We start from the raw sequence: 18,153 nt of genomic DNA, 5'->3' as shown, positions 1-18,153 counted from the left end.
TAGCGCTTCTGCGGCTTGCCAAAGTAGAGCCCGCCGGTCAGCTCGCGCACTACGACCATATCCACCCCGGCGAGCACGTCGGGCTTGAGCGTGCTGGCGTTCTGCATCAGCGGGTGTACCTTCACAGGCCGCAGGTTGGCGAAGAGGCCGAGGCCGCGGCGCAGCGCCAGCAAGCCCTGCTCCGGACGCACTTTGGCACGCGGGTCGTCCCACTTCGGCCCGCCCACGGCGCCGAAGAGCACGGCGTCGCTCTGCTTGGCCAGGGCCAGCGTCTCCGGCAGAATCGCCACGCCGGCCTTGTCGATCGCCGCGCCGCCGCAGAGCCCCTCGGCCAGCTCGAAGTGGTGGCCGAAGCGCTTCTCGACGGCGCGCAGCACTTTCACGCCCTCGGCGCAGACCTCCGGCCCGATGCCGTCTCCGGGAATGACCGCGACCTTGAACGTTGCCATTGGGCCTCCCTTTGAGCGGGAACTCGCCGGGTTTAGGCTCGGATCTTGCCGCGACGGCCCGCGGCGCGCCGCTGGCCCTCACCCCCGGCCCCTCTCCCATCACGCTGCGCTATGGGAGAGGGGAGATCAACACCGCGGGCTCGTCGCCCGCCTCAGGGCGTGCTCGCGGTGGCGACACGGCCCGCAACCTTCGCCATGTGCCCGACGCGGCTGAGGCCGTCGAGGTAGGCCTTGGCGCTGGCGACGATGATGTCCGTGTCGGCGCCGCGGCCGGTGGCGATGTGATCGCCGGACTTGACGCGCACCACGACCTCGCCCTGCGCGTCGGTGCCCTCGGTCACGCTCTTCACCTGGTAGTCCACCAGCTCGGCGCTGATGCCGGTGATGCGGAGAATCGCCTTGAACACCGCGTCCACGGGGCCGTCGCCGATTGCGGCGTCGGTGACTTCGTCGCCGTCGGGCATGCGAATGCGCACCGTGCCGGTGGCCGTCATGCTGCTGCCTGACTGCACCTGCACCCAGACGAGGTGGAAGACCTCGCTGGCGACGCGCTTCTCGTCCATAACCAGCGCTTCGAGGTCCCGGTCATCGACCTCGCCCTTCTTGTCGGCCAGCTCCTTGAAGGCCATGAAGGCGCGGGAGAGCGCCTCGTTGTCGAGCTTGTAGCCCAGGTCTTCCAGCCGCTGCTGCAGGGCGTGGCGGCCGGAGAGCTTGCCCAGCACGAGCTGCGTGCCTTCCGGTACGCCGATCGCCTTCGGGTCCATGATCTCGTACGTGGCGCGCAGCTTGAGGATGCCGTCCTGGTGGATGCCAGACTGGTGGCGGAAGGCGTTCTTGCCGACCACGGCCTTGTTGTGCTGCACGGGCATGCCGGTCAGGTGCTCGACCAGCTTTGAGGTGCGGTAGAGCTGCGTGGTGTCGATGCCCATCACGCTGTTCAGGTGGTCTTCGCGCGTCTTGATCGCCATCACGACCTCTTCGAGCGCGGCGTTGCCGGCGCGCTCGCCGATGCCGTTGACGCAGACCTCGATCTGGCGGGCGCCGGCGCGCAGCGCAGCCAGCGAGTTGGCGGTCGAAAGGCCGAGGTCGTTATGGCAGTGGACCGAGACGACCGCCTTGTCGATGTTCTTGACGTTCTCGAAGATGCCGCGAATGAAGCGCTCGAACTCGTCCGGGATCGCGTAGCCGACGGTGTCCGGGATGTTGACCGTGGTGGCCCCGGCGGCGATGCACGCTTCGAGCATCTTCCAGACGTACTCCGGCCGCGAGCGGGTGGCGTCCATTGGGCTGAACTCGACGTCGCCGGTGTAGCTCTTGGCGCGGGCCACCATCTCCACGGCCTGGTTCAGCACCTGCTCGTAGTCCTTTTGGAGCTGGTGCATGATGTGGATGTCCGAGGACGAGAGAAAGACGTGGATGCGCGGCTTCTCGGCTGCATTCCGCAGCGCCTCCCAGGCGGCGTCCACGTCGCCGGGCACGGCGCGGGCGAGCGAGGCGACGGTCGCGCCTTTGATCTCGCGGGCGATCGCCGCCACGGCGTCGAAATCGCCGGGCGAGGAGGCGGCGAAGCCCGCCTCGATCACGTCTACGCCCAGCTTTTCGAGCTGCCTGGCGATCTCCATCTTCTCTTCGCCGTTGAGGGCAACGCCGGCGGCCTGTTCGCCGTCGCGCAGGGTCGTGTCGAAAATGATGATGCGGTCCGACATGATGGGTTCTCTCCATAGGATCGTCAGTCGGGAATCAGCAGTCCGCTTGGAGACGGGTCGCGACAGGTAGGTCTCGCCGGCCCTGTCGGCCCTCACCCCCGGCCCCTCGCCCAATCCTGGGCGAGGGGAGCTTGTTTCCTTGCTTCGGTGGCGATTCCCAACCGCCCACTTCCCTGTTCCCTAACCCCTATTCCCTCCGCGCGGCCCTCTCGGCTCAACGGGAGCCGGAGGGCCAGCTAAGGGAGAGTCGGTGCGTCATCATCAGTTCTCCGAGGTATTCCGATATGTCGGCTGCGCTTCAGTCCGAGGCGAAGGGCAGCGGCTTGGCGGGCATGCGGCCCTCGCGGCGGTGGAACTGGCGGATCTCGGCCGGCTCGGCCTCGACCGTGGTCGAGCCAACGCCGCGGGCCAGCGCCACGCGGCCCGTGCGCACGATCTCGCGGATGCCGTAGGGCCGCAGCACCTTGAGCAGGCTTTCGAGGCGATCCTCGTCGCCCACGGCCTCCAGCACCAGCGTCGTGTCGGTCACGTCCGCGATCTCGGCGTGGAAGATCTGCGCGAGCTGCACGATCTCGTGCCGGTTGAGGTTGTTGCAGCGCACTTTGATCAGGGCCAGTTCGCGGGCGATGATGCCGTCGTGCGTGATGTCCGAGACCTTGACCACATCGATCAGCTTGTAGAGCTGCTTCTCGACCTGCTCCACCTGTGTCGTGGCGCCGTCGATCACCAGCGTCATGCGTGAAATGCCCTCGGTCTCAGTCTTGCCCACGGTGATGCTCTCGATGTTGAAGCCGCGGCGGCGGAAGAGGCTGGCGACGCGGTTCAGCACGCCCGGATGGTCCTCCACCAGCGCCACGAGGGTATGCATGCTGTGGGTCGGCATCACGATCGCGCCCCTTTCGATGACTTGCCGGCGGTCGCCGGGTGGTCCAGCGTCTCGGCCAGCGAGGCGCCGGCGGGCACCATCGGCCAGACATTGCCCTCGGCCTCGACGTGGAAGTCGACGAGCACGGGGCCGGGGTGCGCCATCGCCGCGTCGATCGCGGCGCGCACGTCCTGCTTGGCCGTCACGCGCATCGCCTTCATGCCGTAGGCCTCGGCCAGCTTGACGAAGTCCGGCTGGCAGAGCGCCTCGCGCGTGTCCACGGCGACGTAGTTGTTGTCGTAGAACAGCTCCTGCCACTGGCGCACCATGCCCAGGAAGCCGTTGTTCATGATCGCGAACTTCACCGGCACGCGCTGGTCCATGATCGTGGCCAGCTCCTGCGAGGTCATCTGGAAGCCGGCGTCGCCGCAGATCGACCAGACGGTCTTGTCCGGCCGCGCCATCGCCGCGCCCAGCGCCGCCGGCACCTCGAAGCCCATCGTGCCCAGGCCGCCGGAAGTGATCAGCGTGCGCGGCTCGCGGAAGGTGTAGAACTGGCCGGTCCACATCTGGTGCTGGCCCACGCCGGTGACGATCACCGCCTCGCCCTTCGTCGCCTCGTTGAGCTGGCTGATCACGTACTGCACGGACATGGTGCTGCCCGGCGGCACGATGAAGCTCGGATGCTCCAGCCGCATCTCGTCGATCCAGCGCAGCCAGTCGACGTGCGTGTTCGGCTCGACCTCTTGGATCAATGCGCTGAGCACCGTCTTCACATCGCCCACGATCGGCACCGCGGTCTTGAAGTTCTTGCCGATCTCGGCGGGGTCGATGTCGATGTGGATGATCTGCGCCGTGGGGTTGAAGTCGGCGAAGCGGCCCATGGCGCGGTCGTCGAAGCGGTTGCCGATGCCGATCACCACGTCGGCCTTGTCGGTCGCGTGGTTGGCGTAGAAAGCGCCGTGCATGCCCATCCAGCCGTAGCTGAGCGCATGGTCCTGCGGGAAGCCGCCGATGCCGAGGAAGGTGGTGACAACGGGGATGCCGGCCTTCTCCGCGAATGCTTTCAGTTCCGCCGCGCCGCCGGAGGCGATCACGCCCTGGCCGGCGATGATGATCGGCCGCTGCGCCTGATCGATCAGCTTGGCGGCCCGCTTGAGCTGGCCACTGTGTCCCTGCATCGTCGGCTTGTAGCCGCGCAGCGAGATCGTCTCCGGCCAGTGGAACTCGGCCTCTTCCTGGAACACATCCTTGGGAATATCGACCAGCACCGGCCCCTGCCGCCCCGTGCCGGCGATATGGAACGCCTCGCGCACGGTGTAGGCGATGTCCGAGGCCTTCATCACCAAATAGTTGTGCTTGGTGATCGGCAACGTGATGCCGGTGATGTCGGCCTCTTGAAAGCCGTCGCGGCCGAGCAGGTTGCGGGCCACGTTGCCGGTGAGGGCGACTAACGGCACCGAGTCCATCCAGGCCGTGCAGATGCCGGTGACGAGGTTGGTGGCGCCGGGACCGGAGGTGGCCAGGCAGACGCCGACCCTGCCCGAGGCGCGGGCGTAAGCATCGGCGGCGTGCGCCGCGCCTTGCTCGTGCCGCACCAGCACGTGGTGCAGCTTGGGAAACTCGGGGAGGCGGTCGTACAGCGGCAGCACCACGCCGCCGGGGTAGCCGTAAATATGCTCAACGCCCTCGCGCACGAGGCTTTCGAGCAGGATCTGCGCGCCGTTCATTCGCATGCGGGAGTCCTTTCGCCCTTCGCCCCCAGGGTCAGATGGATACGGGTCGCGTCGCTTTGTTGTGCTCTGCGCGGCGATGCTACCCATCCGTCCCGTGACGGCGGGACGGCGAAGCGCTCCTTTCCTGGTCTGCCGGACATCGATCTCTCCATCCGTACCGCCGCAAGACACACCGCACGGCGGCGGCCTGCTCCGGGGAGCACCGCCTGCGTGTCGCTGCCCGGCGCGGCGCTCCCGAACGTCAGATAAGAGGCAGGGGAAGAAGTACGAGCGAGCGTACGGGAAGCAGAATGGCGGGGCGAGCGGCGCGCAGCGCAAAGCCGGCCTCGTGAGAGACCGTCGCTGCCATCCGCCCGCCGGAACACCGTCCGCCCACGCTCACCCTCGTTCGCGTACGAAAAAACCCGTCCCAGCCAAGGGACGGGCACGGCCCGCGGTACCACCCTCGTTCCCCGCGGCGCCGGCGCACTGCGCCGGACCACGAAGCTCTCGGCGGCGCGATAACGAACGCCACTCGTTCCAGCTTACTGCCCGCGATGTGCAGGGCCATCGGCCGGAAGGCTCAGGAGCGAGTTCGGCTGCTGCCACCCGCCGGGCTTGCACCATCCCCGGCTCGCTTCGGGCGCGTGGCGTGCCTGATACTCTCCGTCAACGCCGTGCAAGCGATAGATAACCGCTAAGTCCCATTCACGATAGTCGGCTACGCGGGTAGGTGTCAACAGGGCTCGTGCGCCGGCGCATGCTCCGGAACGTGACACCCGCGGCGGCCCACGCCGAATCTCCGCGCTTCGTACGAATGCGCTACCATCACCACGGCCGAGATGCCGGGCAGATCGCGCGGCGCAGAACGCTTCAGGAGTGGAGGCAGCAACGATGGCAGAGATCGACGGCGCAACGTTGATGGCGCAGAGTCTCAAGGCGCAGGGTGTCGAGCACATGTTCGGCATCGTCGGCTTTCCGGTGCATCCGATCGCCAACGCCTGCCAGCGCGAGGGCATCAAGTTCTACGGCATGCGCAACGAGCAATCGGCCTCGTACGCCGCGCAGGCCGCGGGCTATCTGCTCGGCCGGCCGCAGGCCTGCCTGGTCGTCTCCGGGCCGGGCGTGGTGCACGCACTGGCCGGGCTCGCCAATGCCTGGAGCAACGGCTGGCCGATGCTGCTGATCGGCGGCGCCAGCGATAGCTTCCAGGACGGCATGGGCGCCTTCCAGGAGGCGCCTCAGGTCGAGGCGGCGCGGCTCTGGTCCAAGCACAGCATGCGCGTGGAGACCGTCGGCCGCATTCCCTTCCACGTCGAGACGGCGGTGCGCAAGGCGCTGTATGGCAGGCCCGGCGCCGCGTACATCGACATGCCCAACGACATCATCGTCGGCAAGGTCGAGGAAGAGGCGATCTCGCCCATCCGCCGCGTGCCCGACCCGCCCCGTACCCAGGCGCCTGAAGGGACGGTGCAGGAGGCGCTGGCGCTGCTGAAGACGGCGGAACGGCCGCTGGTGGTCGTCGGCAAAGGGATGGCCTGGAGCCGCGCCGAGGCCGAGGTGCAAGAGTTCATCGAAAAGACACAACTGCCGTTCCTGCCCTCGCCCATGGGCAAGGGCGTGATTCCCGACGATCATCCGCTCTCCGTCGCGCCGGGCCGCACCTACGCCCTGCAGAACACCGACGTCGTCTTCCTGATGGGCGCCCGGCTGAACTGGATCATGCACTTCGGCCTGCCGCCGCGCTGGGCGCCCGACGTGAAGGTGATCCAGCTCGACATCGACGGCAACGAAATCGGCACCAACGTGCCGGCCAGCGTCGGCCTCCTGGGCGACGGCAAGGCGATCGTGCGCCAGCTCAATCAGGCGCTGGAACAGAGTCCCTGGCAGTTCAGCGCCGAGAACCGCTGGCGTTCCGGCCTGCAAAACGCCGTGGCGACGAACACCAACAACACGGAGCCGATGCTGGTCTCCGACGACGTGCCGATGGGCTACTACCGCGTGCTGCGCGAGATCCGCGACGCCCTGCCGCACGACGCCATGCTCGTCTCCGAAGGCGCCAGCACGATGGACATCTCGCGCCAGGTGATTCCCAATTATTTGCCGCGCACGCGGCTCGACGCGGGCAGTTTCGGCACGATGGGCATCGGCTGCGGCTTTGCCGTGGCGGCCGCGGCCTGCCACCCGGAGCGGCGCATCGTCGACCTGGAGGGGGATTCGGCCTTCGGCTTCAGCGGCATGGAGGTGGAGACCGCCTGCCGCTACAACCTGCCGATCACCTACATCGTCGTCAATAACAACGGCGTGGGCGGCGGACCGAGCACGACCGATCACAACCCGCTGACGGCGCGCGCCGGCGCTTATACGGCCAACGCCCGTTACGAGAAAATTGCCGAGGCGTTCGGCGGCCTGGGCTTCTTCGTCGAGCGGCCCGACGAGATTCGCCCGGCGATCGATAAGGCCTTCGCCTCGGGCAAGACGGCGGTGATCAACATCATGATCGACACCCGCGCCCAGCGCAGGCCGCAGCAGTTCCAGTGGCATACGCGCTGAGCGCTGCTGATCGGGAGGAAGCGTTCGGCCCGAAGCGCTGATCGGGCGGGACGTCCCGATCGGCCGGGCTCATTGCCGCGCCAGGCGCAGTAACGTCTGGGCAAGCCGTCGCGCTTCGAGCGGATGCACGAGCACCACGTCATCGCGCTGGGTGATGACGATCAGCGGCTGGCCGTCCGCGCCGCGCCGGCGCCTCAGGGTCGGCGCCGGCCGCGGGCGGGTTGCCGAGCTGATCGGATGCCGGCGGCAGCGACTCCCGGCCAGGCTGGCTGAGGCTTCGGGCTGATCGTCGCACATAGCAGGCTCTCCGGCCGGATTTTGGAGACAGCGCCGCCCTGCCGGTGCGGGCCGGCGCTTTCGAACCGGGGATCTGGCAGCTAAGACGGTGCGAGGCGGAACCGAACCGCGGCGCGCGGCGGGAACCGCGCCCTGATCAACCGGACATAAATCCTGTGACCGGCACAGCGTAGCAGCCACGGTCGGGACGCGGTCAAGCGTGCGATCGTGCCCGGATCGCACCGCTATCCGGCGTGGAACTCGTTCGGGACGTTGCCATCCTCGCGCCAGCGCCTGTTTTGGCGCATAGCGCGGATCGGCGCTGCCATAGCGCCGCGGCCAACGCTCTGAGCGTCAGGCCGGTTTCGCCGCGGCCGCGGCCGGCTGTCGCTGGGACAGCGGCGAGGGCTGCGGTTCGAGGAAGCCTTCGGGCTCCAGTTGCATTGGATCCTCGGCGCGGCGCAGGTAGATCCGCGAGCCGATTGCGGCCGTGGTCAGCAGCGCCGCCACGGCGCCGAAGCCCATGGCGAACGGCGCCCCCAGGCTGGCGGCGAGGGCGCCGGCGGCCAGGTTGCCGAGCGGCATCGTGCCCATATTCACCGAGGTGTAGACACCCATTACGCGGCCGCGCAGCGAGTCCGGCACCCGCTGCTGAATGCCGGTGTTGGCCGACGTGAACATGGTGATCATAGAGAAGCCGGTCAGCACCATCAGCCCCAGTGAGAGGCCGTAGTTGCGCGAGAAGGAGAAGGCCAGCTCGGTCAGGCAGATGCCGATCGCGCCGCCGATCACCAGCCGCCAGCGCGCCCGCTGTGCAAAGGCGGCGACGAAGGCGGCGACCAGCGAGCCCGCGCCCATGCCCGTGAGCAGGATGCCGTAGCCCAGGGCGCCGGAGTGGAGGATGTCGGTCGCGAAGAGCGGCACGAGCACCTGCGTGTTGAAGGTGAACATGCCCAACAGGCCGACGATCAGCACGATCAGCAGGGCCGAGGGCGTGCGCCAGACGTACTCGCAGCCCTCGCGGAGGCTGCTGAGCACGGGGGCCTTCGGCGCCCGCTCGACGGCGAAGAACTTGTCGCTGCGCATCATGAACAGGCCGGCGATCACGAAGAGGAAGCTGGCCGCGTTGGCGTAGAAGCTGCCGGTCACGCCGATCAGGGCGATGGTGATGCCGGCCAGCGCCGGGCCGATGATGCGCGCGGTGTTGAACTGCATCGAGTTCAGCGCCACGGCGTTCATCAGGTCGTCGCGGCCCACCATTTCCATCACGAAGGCCTGGCGCGTGGGCATGTCGAAGGCGTTGCTGAGGCCGAGCAGGGTGGCGAGCAGGTAGACGTGCCACATCTGCACCAGGCCCGTGCTGACGAGGATGCCGAGCACCAGCGCCAACAGCATCTGCACGGTCTGGGTGACGATCAGCAGCTCGCGTTTCGGCGCGCGGTCGGCGAAGACGCCGCCGAAGATGCCGATGAACAACACCGGCAACTGCTGCAGGGCGCTGACGATGCCGAGATCGACGGCGGAGCCGGTGAGCTGGAGCACGAGCCAGGCCTGCGCCACCGTCTGCATCCAGGTGCCGACCAGCGAGAGCGTCTGGCCGATCCAGAACAGCCGGTAGTTGTAATGCTGCAGTGCGCTGAAGCCGCGCCCGAGTTTCATACCACGCATTACAGCAGGTTCTCCTCGAGCCGGCGCAGCAGGGCGCTCAGCGTGGCGATCTCGTGTTCGTCCAGGCCGCGCTGCACGAAGGCGCGGTGCTCGGCCACCTCCGCGGCGAGCGCGGGCAACAGCTCGCGGCTCTTGTCGCTCAGCCAGACACGCTGGCGGCGCCGGTCTTCGGGGTCGCAACTGCGGCGGATGAAGCCGTCGCGTTCGAGCCGCTGCACGATGTGTGTCAATGTCGCCGCTTCGATCGCCAGAAGGCGTTGCAGCTCGGTCTGCGAAAGGCCGTCTTCGTTGCCGAGATGGGCGAGCACGGTCCACTGCACGCCCGTGAGGCCGAAGCGTTCGAGGCGGTGGTCCAGGCGGTGGCGCATGCGGCGGTGCAGCCGGCCGATGACGGCCGAGGGCACGCGGTCCATTTCAAAGCGAGCCGCCGGCTCGGCGGAGATGGGCATCATCTTTCCATTAGCATGCTAAGGTTAGCAAGCTAAGCATATCAGGCGTTTCCCCTAACCGCAAGCTTGCATTTGCGAAAATTCGCCCGATCGCCGCGATACGCGACGTCGCCTTCCGTGCGATGATGCTTCCCAGCGCGAATCGCCCCACCCGCGGCCGCTGAGAGGTGAGCGATGGACCCCGCGCCCTTCGCGCCGATGTATGCGTTCAACACCTGGGCCAACGAAGGCATTCGCGAAGGGATGCACGGCGTCAGCGCCGAGTATCTGCGCAAGCCGCTCAATCTCTGGTTCGACTCGGCCTTCGCCGTGACTGCGCACCTCTACGCGGGAGAGAAGATCTGGCTGGCGCGGCTGCGCGACGGCGTGAATCCGACGCGGCTGCTCTCCGCCGCGGACTTCGCCAGCACCGGCGAGTTGGTTGAAGCCTGGCGTGACGTGGACGCGGAGTGGGAAACCTACATCGCGACGCTCAGTGGTGAGCAGCTTGATGAGATCGTCACCTGGCAGAGCCAGCGCGGCGGCAGCTTCAGCCACATCCGCTGGCAACTGTTGCTGCATGTCCCCTTCCACAGCAGCGAGCACCGCGCCCACGCCGGCACCGCGCTCACCCAGCTCGGCCTCAGTCACGGCCCGCAGGATTTTCATCTGCAGTTCATGCCGGAAGAGGCCGCCGAGGCCGCCGCCCGCGCCGCCTGGCAGCGGTAGACCGCTTCACGCCGGCTCAGGCCAGGGCGGCCCGCAGCAGCGCCTCGTCTTCGAGCGCCTGCTTCACCAGGTCGCCGATCGTCGTTGAATGGGCGCCGCTTCCAACCTTCAGCTCGGACGCCGGGGAGGGCTGGTCTGCCGTGAAGCGGATCGCCGTTTCGAAGGCGGCGCGTGCGGCCTGCGCCTGGGCGAGCAGGGTGTGCGGTTCAGTTGGCGGGAAGCCGAGCTGCTGCCGGATCTTGAGCAGGTGCGCCGTGTGCTCGCGGTCGTGCGCGGCGAAGCGGTGGATGCGGAAGCGGAGGTCCACGTTCAGGGAGGCCCACTCGCCCGGCGCATCGAGATAGCTGTCGCCGATGGCGCCGCAGGTGCGCACGATCGCATCGTGCGTTGCCACGAGACGCTCAAGCATCTCGTCCAACGTGCCGTGCCGCTCGGTTTCGCCAGTGTTCGGCGGCATTGAGTCCGCCGCAGGCCGCAGCGGTCCGTGATCGCCGTGGCTGCGCCGTTCAACCGCGTGCTCAGTGGCGATCAGGTAGCGCTTGTCGACGGCGATCACGTGCGCCAGCGCCTCGCGCATGCCCCACTCGTCCGCCGCCGGTTGTCGATTGAACTGCGCCTCCGTCACGCCCGCGAGCGTGCCGATCAGGCGGCCGAAGTCGCCGCTGCCGCTCAGCAGCACACGCTGCGCGAGACACGGCGGGCTGGCACGCCACGCCGCACCGGCCTCGATCGAGACCCGCCGCGCCTCGTCAGCCTCGGCCAGCCAGCCGACCTGGAACCCGAGAGGGAGCACCGCACCCCGCCACGAGGCAGGCGCTGCCAGCCGCGCCGGGTCCATCGCGCCAAGGCGGCGCGCGGTCTCGGCGCGGGCGGCACGGAGGCGGCCGAGCAGCTCGTCGGCAGATGCGGACACGCGCAGCCCTCCCTTCAGGCGCCTCAGCCGCTGAGCGTGCCCTTGGTGCTGGCGATACTGCCCTCGCGGCGCGCGTCGATCGCGGCGGCATCGCCGAGGGCGCGGGCCAGCGCCTTGAACGCCGCCTCGGCGCGATGGTGGTCGTTCTTGCCCGCCAGCTCGCGCACGTGCAGGGCGATGCGCGCCTCGAAGGCGAAGCTCATCAGGAAGTGTTCGATCAACTCTGCGGGCAGGCTGCCGATGCGTTCGCCGTGGAAGCGCAGGTCGACCGCCGCGAAGGGCCGGCCGCTCAGGTCGAGCGCGACCTGCACCAGCGCCTCGTCCATGGGCACGGTGCGGTCGGCCATGCGCACGATGCCGCGCCGCTCGCCCAGCGCCTTGTTCAAGGCGCGGCCGAGGCAGATGCCCACGTCCTCGACCGTGTGATGCGCATCGACTTCGATATCGCCGCTTGCCTCGACCTCCAGATCCATAAGGCTGTGGCGCGCAAGCTGATCGAGCAGATGGTCGAACATGCCGATCCCGCTGCGGATACGTGAGCGGCCGCTGCCGTCGATCGTGAGCCGTACATGGATGCGGGTTTCGGTCGTTTCGCGGGCGTCTTCGCCGCTGCGGCCGGCGGGATTGGCGGCGGTTGACACGGGCAAACCTCCGGCCTGTTTCGCGGATCAGTGTCGCACGCGCCGGGGCGGGGCAGCCAGCGCGCCCCGCCCCGGCGCGCGTGGAGTCGGGGAGGACGGCTTCGCTCTCACAGATGGTTTCAATACCGGCGTTCAGGTGCCATCGCGCACCTGCACGCGGGAACTCGAGCCGGTTTTGAAACCATGTCTTAGAGGGCAGGGAGAGGAGCCTCTGCCACGCTCGCCGCTCGCCGCCGCGATCTGCGCTCGCCAGGGAGCGGCGGCACGAGGATTGTGACGGAGAACGAGGCTTGACAGGGTTCAGTCGCAGCGGTAAACACTGCTCACACGCGATGGGCGCGTACGAATAGACGGCGTTGCACCGTGCCCGCACCCGGCAACGCCGGAGAGCCGCATCGGTAGGGCGGTTCTTCCGGACTCCCGTCACTATGCTTGCCTCACATCACGGCGCGCCATCAACCGCGCACTCCGCGATCTCCGGGAGAGCGAGCGCTTCCGGCAGCGCTGCTTCCCAAGGGCGCGTAGGCGTCGTAGCCCGCAACCAGACTCCGCCCACACGACCCGCCGCCAGGCGCCAGCCAACGCGTTGCCAGCCACTCCATGGCATCTCGACTCTGCTTCGTGAAGGTGCAGAGGCCGGCATTTCGGCCGCAATGACGAGGGAGAAGGGCAATGGCGAGTGCGAATTACTGGTCGAAACTGCCGGCAGTGCAGACGTCGCGACGCCGGCTGCTGAGCGCCGCTGGCGCCCTCGGTGGGGGGCTGGCGCTCGCCGCGTGCAGCAGCAGCAACAACGGCAAGAAAGCCAGCACTCCAGCGGGAGCTGCCGGCGGCGCGAGCGCGCCCGCCGGCAGCAACGCCTCCGCCGGAGCGAAGGCGTCGAGCGCGGCGCAGCCGAAACAGGGAGGCACGCTGAACTTCTACACCACCGACCCGGCCTACTACAAGCAATCCGATATGGATGTCGCCCTGAACACCTCGATCTGGCACCTGATCGGGAAGCGGGCGCTCACGCTTGAGGGCGAAACCAAGAAACTGCAAGGGGAAACGGTCGAGTCGTGGGAGATTCCCGGCGACGGCACGCAGTTCATCCTGCACGTGCGCCAGAACGTCAAGACGCATAACAAGCCGCCCACCAACGGCCGGTTGTTCAACGCCGAAGACCTGGCGTTCAACATCAACCGGATCGCCGGCAAGCTCGACCCGGACCATCTTGCGCTCTATCAGCGCGCCTCGACGATGGCCGGCCTCGACCACGCGGAGGCGGCGGACCAGTTCACCTGCAAGGTGGTGATGACCCAGCCTTCGAGCACGCTGCTCGCCGGCCTGACCGAGATCCGCAACGAGCTGATGCCGAAGGACGTGGTCGAGGCCAAGCTGTTCGACAACATCGTCTCGCTGGCCGGGCACGGCCCGTTCATGACCAAGGACTACCAGGAGGGTCAGTTGATGACCGCGGTGCGTCACCCGGACTACTTCGTCCAGGGTGAGCCGCACGCGGACCAATTGCAGGTGTATTTCTTCCCGGACTCGGCCACCGTGCTCTCCGCCTTCCTCTCCGGCAAGCTGGATTACTTCTCGCCGACAAAAGAGCAGATCCAGGCCGTCAAGTCCTCCAAGCCGGACGCGAAGTACTTCACCTGGCCGGATCTCAACTGGGATCACATCCGCTTCCAGGTGGAAAAGCCGCCCTTCACTGACTTCCGCGTGCGCAGAGCGCTGTTCCTGGCGATCGACTACAAGCAGCTCGCTGACGGCACCTACGGCAATGAATGGACCTACACCGGCCCACTGGTTCCCCAGCACCCCGAAGCGTACACGATCGACCAGATCAAGCAGCTACCCGGCTACAACCCCAGCACGAAAGACAAAGATATCCAGTCCGCAAAGCAGCTGATGGCCGCCGCCGGCTTTCAGGAAGGAGAGATCGCCTTCCAGATCATGCCGGGCTCAACCTTGCCCACAAATACCTGGTACGAGAACAGCATACGCGTGCAGGATCAGCTCAAGAAGATCTGGCCGAAGATCAACGTGCAGGTGACGCCGGCCTCCGATTCGGCGACCTATGCCAAGAAACAGGCGTCGGGCGACTTTTCTACCGTCTCCTACACGATCACCAGCCTGCCCGACCCGGTGTTGGAGATCAGCTCCCAGTGGCACACGGCGAGCGGCCTCTACGGCAGCCGCAACTACGGGCACTTCAAGAATGCCGACGTGGATGCCCTGATCGAGAAGGCCTTCCAGACGCTGGACAATGAGGCGCGCAAGAACCTGCTGCAGGACTTCCAGAAACGCTATTTCGAGGAGTGGCTGCCGGCGATCCAGATCTGCGAGGAGCCGGATCGCTACTTCACCAGCCCGCACTTCGGTGGCCTTGATCAGGTCACCGGCCCCTGGTGGTATACCGGCTACCGCATCAACGACCGCGCCGGCGTGTACTACAAGACGTAGCCGCGCCCCGCAGGCAGTCCCCGCGGATGCGGCCATTAGACATGGTTTCGAAACCGGCGTTCACGTGCCATCGCGCACCGGCAAGCGGGAACCCGCGCCATTTTTGAACCCATCTGTTAGTTGGGCAGACACGGGAGGCGGCGTGTGACGCGGTACATCGCGCGGCGACTGCTCGGCATGATCCCGACGTTTTTGGTGCTGCTCTTTCTCGCGGTGGCGATGTTGCGTTTCATTCCCGGCGACATCGTCGATCTGATGTTGGAGGGCCAGTCCGGCGCGCACAACGTCAACCGTACCCTGCTCGAGCACCGGCTCGGCCTCGACCAGTCGCTTCCGGGCCAGTACGTCCACTACACGGCGGGTGTCCTTCATGGCGACCTGGGCCGCTCGCTCTGGAACCAGCAAGATGTTGCGGGTCTGATCGCCCAGCGCCTGCCACCCACGCTGGAGATGGTCGGTCTCGCCGTACTGATTTCGCTGATTCTCGCCGTGCCCATCGGTACGATATCGGCGGTACGGCAGGACAGCGTGCTCGACTACGCACTGCGCAGCGCCGCGATCCTCGGCCTGAGTGTGCCCAATTTCGCGCTGGCGACGATGGTGCTGATCTTTCCCGCGTTGTGGTTCCACTGGACGCCGCCGCTGAACTACAAGTCGCTGACTGCCGATCCGCTGGCGAACCTGGGGCAATTGATCATTCCAGCGCTCATCCTCGGCGTCGGCCTCTCGGCATCGATCGTGCGGCTGCTGCGCGCCACGATGCTGGAAGTCCTGCGCGAGGACTTCATCCGCACGGCGTGGTCCAAGGGCCTGCGTGAACGCACGATCGTGCTGCGGCACTGCGCCCGCAACGCGCTGATACCGGTGGTCACCCTCTTCGGCATTCAACTCGCCTTCCTAATCTCCGGGTCCGTGATCATGGAGCAGATCTTCGCGGTGCCGGGGGTTGGCCGGCTGCTGCTGGATGCGATCAGTCAGCGGGACTATCCTGTGGTGCAGGGCGTGACGGTCATCGTGGCGTTGTGGGTCTTGGTCATCAACCTGGTCGTCGACGTGTCGTACGTCTACCTCGATCCACGGTTGCGGCTGGCGTGATCGGCGTACCGCGGCGAGCTCAGGGCGGCGCGTGCGACGGCGCCGCAACTGCCGGCAAGGATCGAGACGATGGTTCAGCCACGCACAGCCGAAGCAGGCGGTCCGCTGCCGGTGGCGGCGGAGGGCGCGTTTTCGCCGGCCTGGTATCGTCCGCTGCTCCACTTCGTGCGCGGCAAACCGCTGGGAACCGCCAGCGCGGTGGTGCTCGCCCTTATGGTTCTGATCGCCGTATTGGCGCCGCTGCTCTCTCCCTTCGACCCGCTGGTCCACGACAACGCCTACGAGCTGCAGGGACCAAGCAGCCAGCACGTGTTCGGTACCGATCAGTATGGCCGCGACGTGCTCAGCCGGATCATCTATGGCGCGCGCACCTCGCTGTATGTCGGCACCGGCGCGACACTGCTCGGAATCGGACTGGCCGTAGTGATCGGCACCGCCAGCGCGTACTTCGGCGGCGCCTTCGACTACGCGGTGCAGCGCGTGGTCGATACCGTCCAGGCGATTCCGGCGCTGATCCTGCTGATCACGATCCTGGTGATCCTCGGACCAAGCCTGACGAATGTGATCATCGCACTCTCGATCCGGTCGGCGATGGTCACGTCGCGCGTGGTGCGGGGCTCCGCGCTCGCCGTGCTGGCGCAGCCGTTCATCGACGCCGGTCGGCTGCTGGGCGCCTCACATCAGCGCCTGATCGGCCGCTACATCGTCCCGAACATCATGGCGCCGGTGATCGTCCTGGCCTCGATCAACTTCGGTGGCAACATCCTGGCCGAGGCGTCGCTTTCGTTTCTGGGCTACGGTGTGCCGCCGCCGACCGCGAGCTGGGGCGGGATGCTCAGCGCGGAGGGGCGCGCGTACATGTTCGCGGCGCCGTGGCTGCTGATCGCGCCCACCGTCGTCCTGACGCTGGTCGTCTTTGCCTCGAACATGTTCGGGGATGCGCTGAGGGATGTGCTCGACCCGCGCCTGCGCGGCGCCGGCAACAGCGCCGCCACCTGAGCCGCCAAGATGGGCGAAGCCAGGATCCAGCCGGCGCGCGGGGACCGAATCGTCCCTAAGCCGTCGCTCGCCGTTCGTCCCGCGGCCCGTCTGCTTCCTCAACGGTCAGCAGGTGCAGTCCGGAGGAGCCGAGCAGGTACAGCGCCAGCGGGCCGAAGACGGCGCCGACGATCACGAACTGGTTGGCGTACCAGTCGGGGCCGTTGAGCAACACGTTGCGCCAGTAGTAAATCGGGTAGACCAGCAGCGCCGAGCTGGCGAAGACCAGGCCGATCGTCGCAAGCTTGCGGCCCGCCGTGAGCGCGGCGAAGGGCAGCAACCAGATTACATACCAGGGCCAGAACCACCAGGTCGGTATGGCCAGAGTGAGCAGGATCGCCCAGAACGCCGCCCGCACGAGGTTTTCGAAGCCGCCGCGCGCCCGCCAGAGCACCAGCAGATAGAGCACGCCATACAGCGTCAGCGCCAGGGCGCGCGTCAGGTCCATCGCCCGTGACAGCGAGGTGTACTGCATCACAAAGGCGATGGTGAGCGACGCCGGCGAGCTGATGTAGCGGTTGCGCAGCGCGTCCGTGTTGGCGAGGCTGTGCGAAGCGAGGAAGAACGGCAGATAGATCAGCCCGAGCATCACCGCGCCGTAGCCGATCGAGACGAGCAGCTCCCGCCGATCGACCCGCGGCCGGCGCCACAGCAGCCAGACCAGCAGGATTGGTCCGAGCAGCGCCATGATGAACTTGACGCCAACGCCCAGCGCCAGCAGCGGGAACGCCCACTGCCAGGCGCCGCGATGGATGGCGTAGATCGCGGCCACGGCGAAGAACATCATCACGATGTCGTTGTGCGCGTTGCCGGGAATCTCCCAGAGAATCAGCGGACTCCAGCCCAGCAGCACCATCGCCGCCGTCGCGCTCTGCGGCCGGCGCTCACGTACGATCAGGTAGACCAGGCCAAGCGTGCCCAGCAGAAACAGGCTGACCAGGAGCTTCTGACCGAGGACGTTCTCCACCAGGTCGTTGCCGGCGAACGGCAGCGGCGCCCCGGAGACGATATACCAGACCGGCCCGTAACTCGAGGTCAGATCCTGCCAGAACGGGACCTGCTGCACGATCGGGTCGTCCGGGTGCGCGATCGGCGGCGTGCTGATCGGATCCTGGTGGTGCACCCACAGCGTGCGCGCGTCGGCGATGTTGTGATACACGTCCTGAGCGCCGCCGGGGAAGATCGGGATCACCGTCGCGATGAAGACGGCGCTGACCGCCAGCACCGCAAGCCCCCAGCGTGGCTCCCTGATGCGCAGCGCCACGGCGTAGCCAACCAGATAGCCCAACGTCAGCAGACCGAGCACCAGCACGAACCAGGTCAGCCCGCGCGTATCGATGCCGAGCGCCTGGGCCACGGGCTCGTTGCTGACCAGGACGTTAGGAAACCGCTTCAGCGAGAGGCGCCGCATGAAGACGATCAGCACGCCCTCGGAAGTGAACGCGATCAGGCCGAGCATCAGCAGTAGCGCCAGGGAGGGAGAAGCGCTCAGCCGTTCGATCCAGCCCGGCTCGGCCGGCCGCGTGTTCGTGCGTTCGGCCCGCGCCGGCAGCGCCATCTCCCCTCCCCATCACCGTCCATGCCCGGGCCGGCACAGCCGGCGCGCCCGGCGGCGCCGCGATCAAC

At 67.3% G+C, this 18,153-nt stretch carries 15 protein-coding genes; 5 read left to right on the top strand and 10 right to left on the bottom strand.

Going from position 1 to position 18,153, the window contains the following annotated elements:
- The 4 genes from VKV26_22005 to ilvB form a co-directional block, all read right to left on the bottom strand.
- On the bottom strand, nucleotides 1–449 hold a 449-nt coding region (locus tag VKV26_22005; GenBank protein ID HLZ72590.1), incomplete at its 3' end, for an isocitrate/isopropylmalate family dehydrogenase.
- A gap of 152 nt (nucleotides 450–601) precedes the next feature.
- The gene (locus VKV26_22000; protein ID HLZ72589.1) at nucleotides 602–2,155 is read right to left on the bottom strand and encodes a 2-isopropylmalate synthase; all 1,554 of its coding nucleotides are present in this window, start codon (nucleotides 2,153–2,155) and stop codon (nucleotides 602–604) included.
- Nucleotides 2,156–2,453: 298 nt separating this feature from the next.
- A complete protein-coding gene (ilvN, locus tag VKV26_21995) occupies nucleotides 2,454–3,038 on the bottom strand; it encodes an acetolactate synthase small subunit (protein ID HLZ72588.1) in 585 nt (194 codons plus the stop codon).
- On the bottom strand, nucleotides 3,038–4,756 hold the full coding sequence (gene ilvB / locus VKV26_21990) for a biosynthetic-type acetolactate synthase large subunit (GenBank protein ID HLZ72587.1): 1,719 nt from the start codon (nucleotides 4,754–4,756) through the stop codon (nucleotides 3,038–3,040). Before ilvB ends, ilvN begins: the two co-directional genes overlap by 1 nt.
- Before the next feature lie 873 nt (nucleotides 4,757–5,629).
- On the opposite strand from ilvB, the gene VKV26_21985 reads away from it, so the two are divergent.
- Nucleotides 5,630–7,288 carry a thiamine pyrophosphate-binding protein gene (locus VKV26_21985; GenBank protein ID HLZ72586.1) on the top strand — a complete coding sequence of 553 codons (1,659 nt, stop codon included), beginning with the start codon at nucleotides 5,630–5,632 and terminating at the stop codon, nucleotides 7,286–7,288.
- Nucleotides 7,289–7,357: 69 nt separating this feature from the next.
- On the opposite strand, the gene VKV26_21980 is transcribed toward VKV26_21985, so the two are convergent.
- From VKV26_21980 to VKV26_21970, 3 genes are all read right to left on the bottom strand, one after another.
- Nucleotides 7,358–7,585, bottom strand: coding sequence for a hypothetical protein (locus VKV26_21980; protein HLZ72585.1), 228 nt, complete (start codon nucleotides 7,583–7,585; stop codon nucleotides 7,358–7,360).
- Nucleotides 7,586–7,918: 333 nt separating this feature from the next.
- Entirely contained in the window at nucleotides 7,919–9,232 is a 1,314-nt protein-coding gene (locus tag VKV26_21975) for an MFS transporter (protein HLZ72584.1), read from the bottom strand.
- Complete coding sequence (locus VKV26_21970; GenBank protein HLZ72583.1) at nucleotides 9,232–9,681, bottom strand: MarR family transcriptional regulator; 450 nt, start codon at nucleotides 9,679–9,681, stop codon at nucleotides 9,232–9,234. The genes VKV26_21975 and VKV26_21970 overlap by 1 nt, the downstream gene beginning before the upstream one ends.
- A gap of 174 nt (nucleotides 9,682–9,855) precedes the next feature.
- On the opposite strand from VKV26_21970, the gene VKV26_21965 reads away from it, so the two are divergent.
- Entirely contained in the window at nucleotides 9,856–10,389 is a 534-nt protein-coding gene (locus tag VKV26_21965; GenBank protein HLZ72582.1) for a DinB family protein, read from the top strand.
- A 16-nt stretch (nucleotides 10,390–10,405) separates the two neighbouring features.
- Here the strand turns inward: VKV26_21965 and VKV26_21960 are convergent, their stop codons facing one another.
- Together VKV26_21960 and hisB are read right to left on the bottom strand one after the other, a co-directional pair.
- Nucleotides 10,406–11,302 carry a DinB family protein gene (locus tag VKV26_21960; GenBank protein ID HLZ72581.1) on the bottom strand — a complete coding sequence of 299 codons (897 nt, stop codon included), beginning with the start codon at nucleotides 11,300–11,302 and terminating at the stop codon, nucleotides 10,406–10,408.
- Nucleotides 11,303–11,325: 23 nt separating this feature from the next.
- Nucleotides 11,326–11,943 (bottom strand): imidazoleglycerol-phosphate dehydratase HisB, encoded by a 618-nt coding sequence (hisB, locus tag VKV26_21955; protein HLZ72580.1) that lies wholly within the window; start codon nucleotides 11,941–11,943, stop codon nucleotides 11,326–11,328.
- 672 nt (nucleotides 11,944–12,615) lie between these two features.
- Here hisB and VKV26_21950 point away from each other — a divergent pair.
- The 3 genes from VKV26_21950 to VKV26_21940 all read left to right on the top strand — a co-directional run bounded on the left by VKV26_21950 (nucleotide 12,616) and on the right by VKV26_21940 (nucleotide 16,488).
- Nucleotides 12,616–14,394 (top strand): ABC transporter substrate-binding protein, encoded by a 1,779-nt coding sequence (locus VKV26_21950; GenBank protein HLZ72579.1) that lies wholly within the window; start codon nucleotides 12,616–12,618, stop codon nucleotides 14,392–14,394.
- Between the two features lie 144 nt (nucleotides 14,395–14,538).
- Nucleotides 14,539–15,489, top strand: coding sequence for an ABC transporter permease (locus VKV26_21945; protein ID HLZ72578.1), 951 nt, complete (start codon nucleotides 14,539–14,541; stop codon nucleotides 15,487–15,489).
- Between the two features lie 111 nt (nucleotides 15,490–15,600).
- On the top strand, nucleotides 15,601–16,488 hold the full coding sequence (locus VKV26_21940) for an ABC transporter permease (GenBank protein HLZ72577.1): 888 nt from the start codon (nucleotides 15,601–15,603) through the stop codon (nucleotides 16,486–16,488).
- A gap of 55 nt (nucleotides 16,489–16,543) precedes the next feature.
- On the opposite strand, the gene VKV26_21935 is transcribed toward VKV26_21940, so the two are convergent.
- Nucleotides 16,544–18,085 carry a glycosyltransferase family 39 protein gene (locus VKV26_21935; protein HLZ72576.1) on the bottom strand — a complete coding sequence of 514 codons (1,542 nt, stop codon included), beginning with the start codon at nucleotides 18,083–18,085 and terminating at the stop codon, nucleotides 16,544–16,546.
- Nucleotides 18,086–18,153 lie beyond the last annotated feature (68 nt).

It is taken from the genome of Dehalococcoidia bacterium (genome assembly GCA_035310145.1).
GTDB lineage: Bacteria > Chloroflexota > Dehalococcoidia > CAUJGQ01 > CAUJGQ01 > CALFMN01.
The sequence above is the reverse complement of the archived record's forward strand: the minus strand, read 5'-3'. Positions and strand labels throughout refer to the sequence as shown.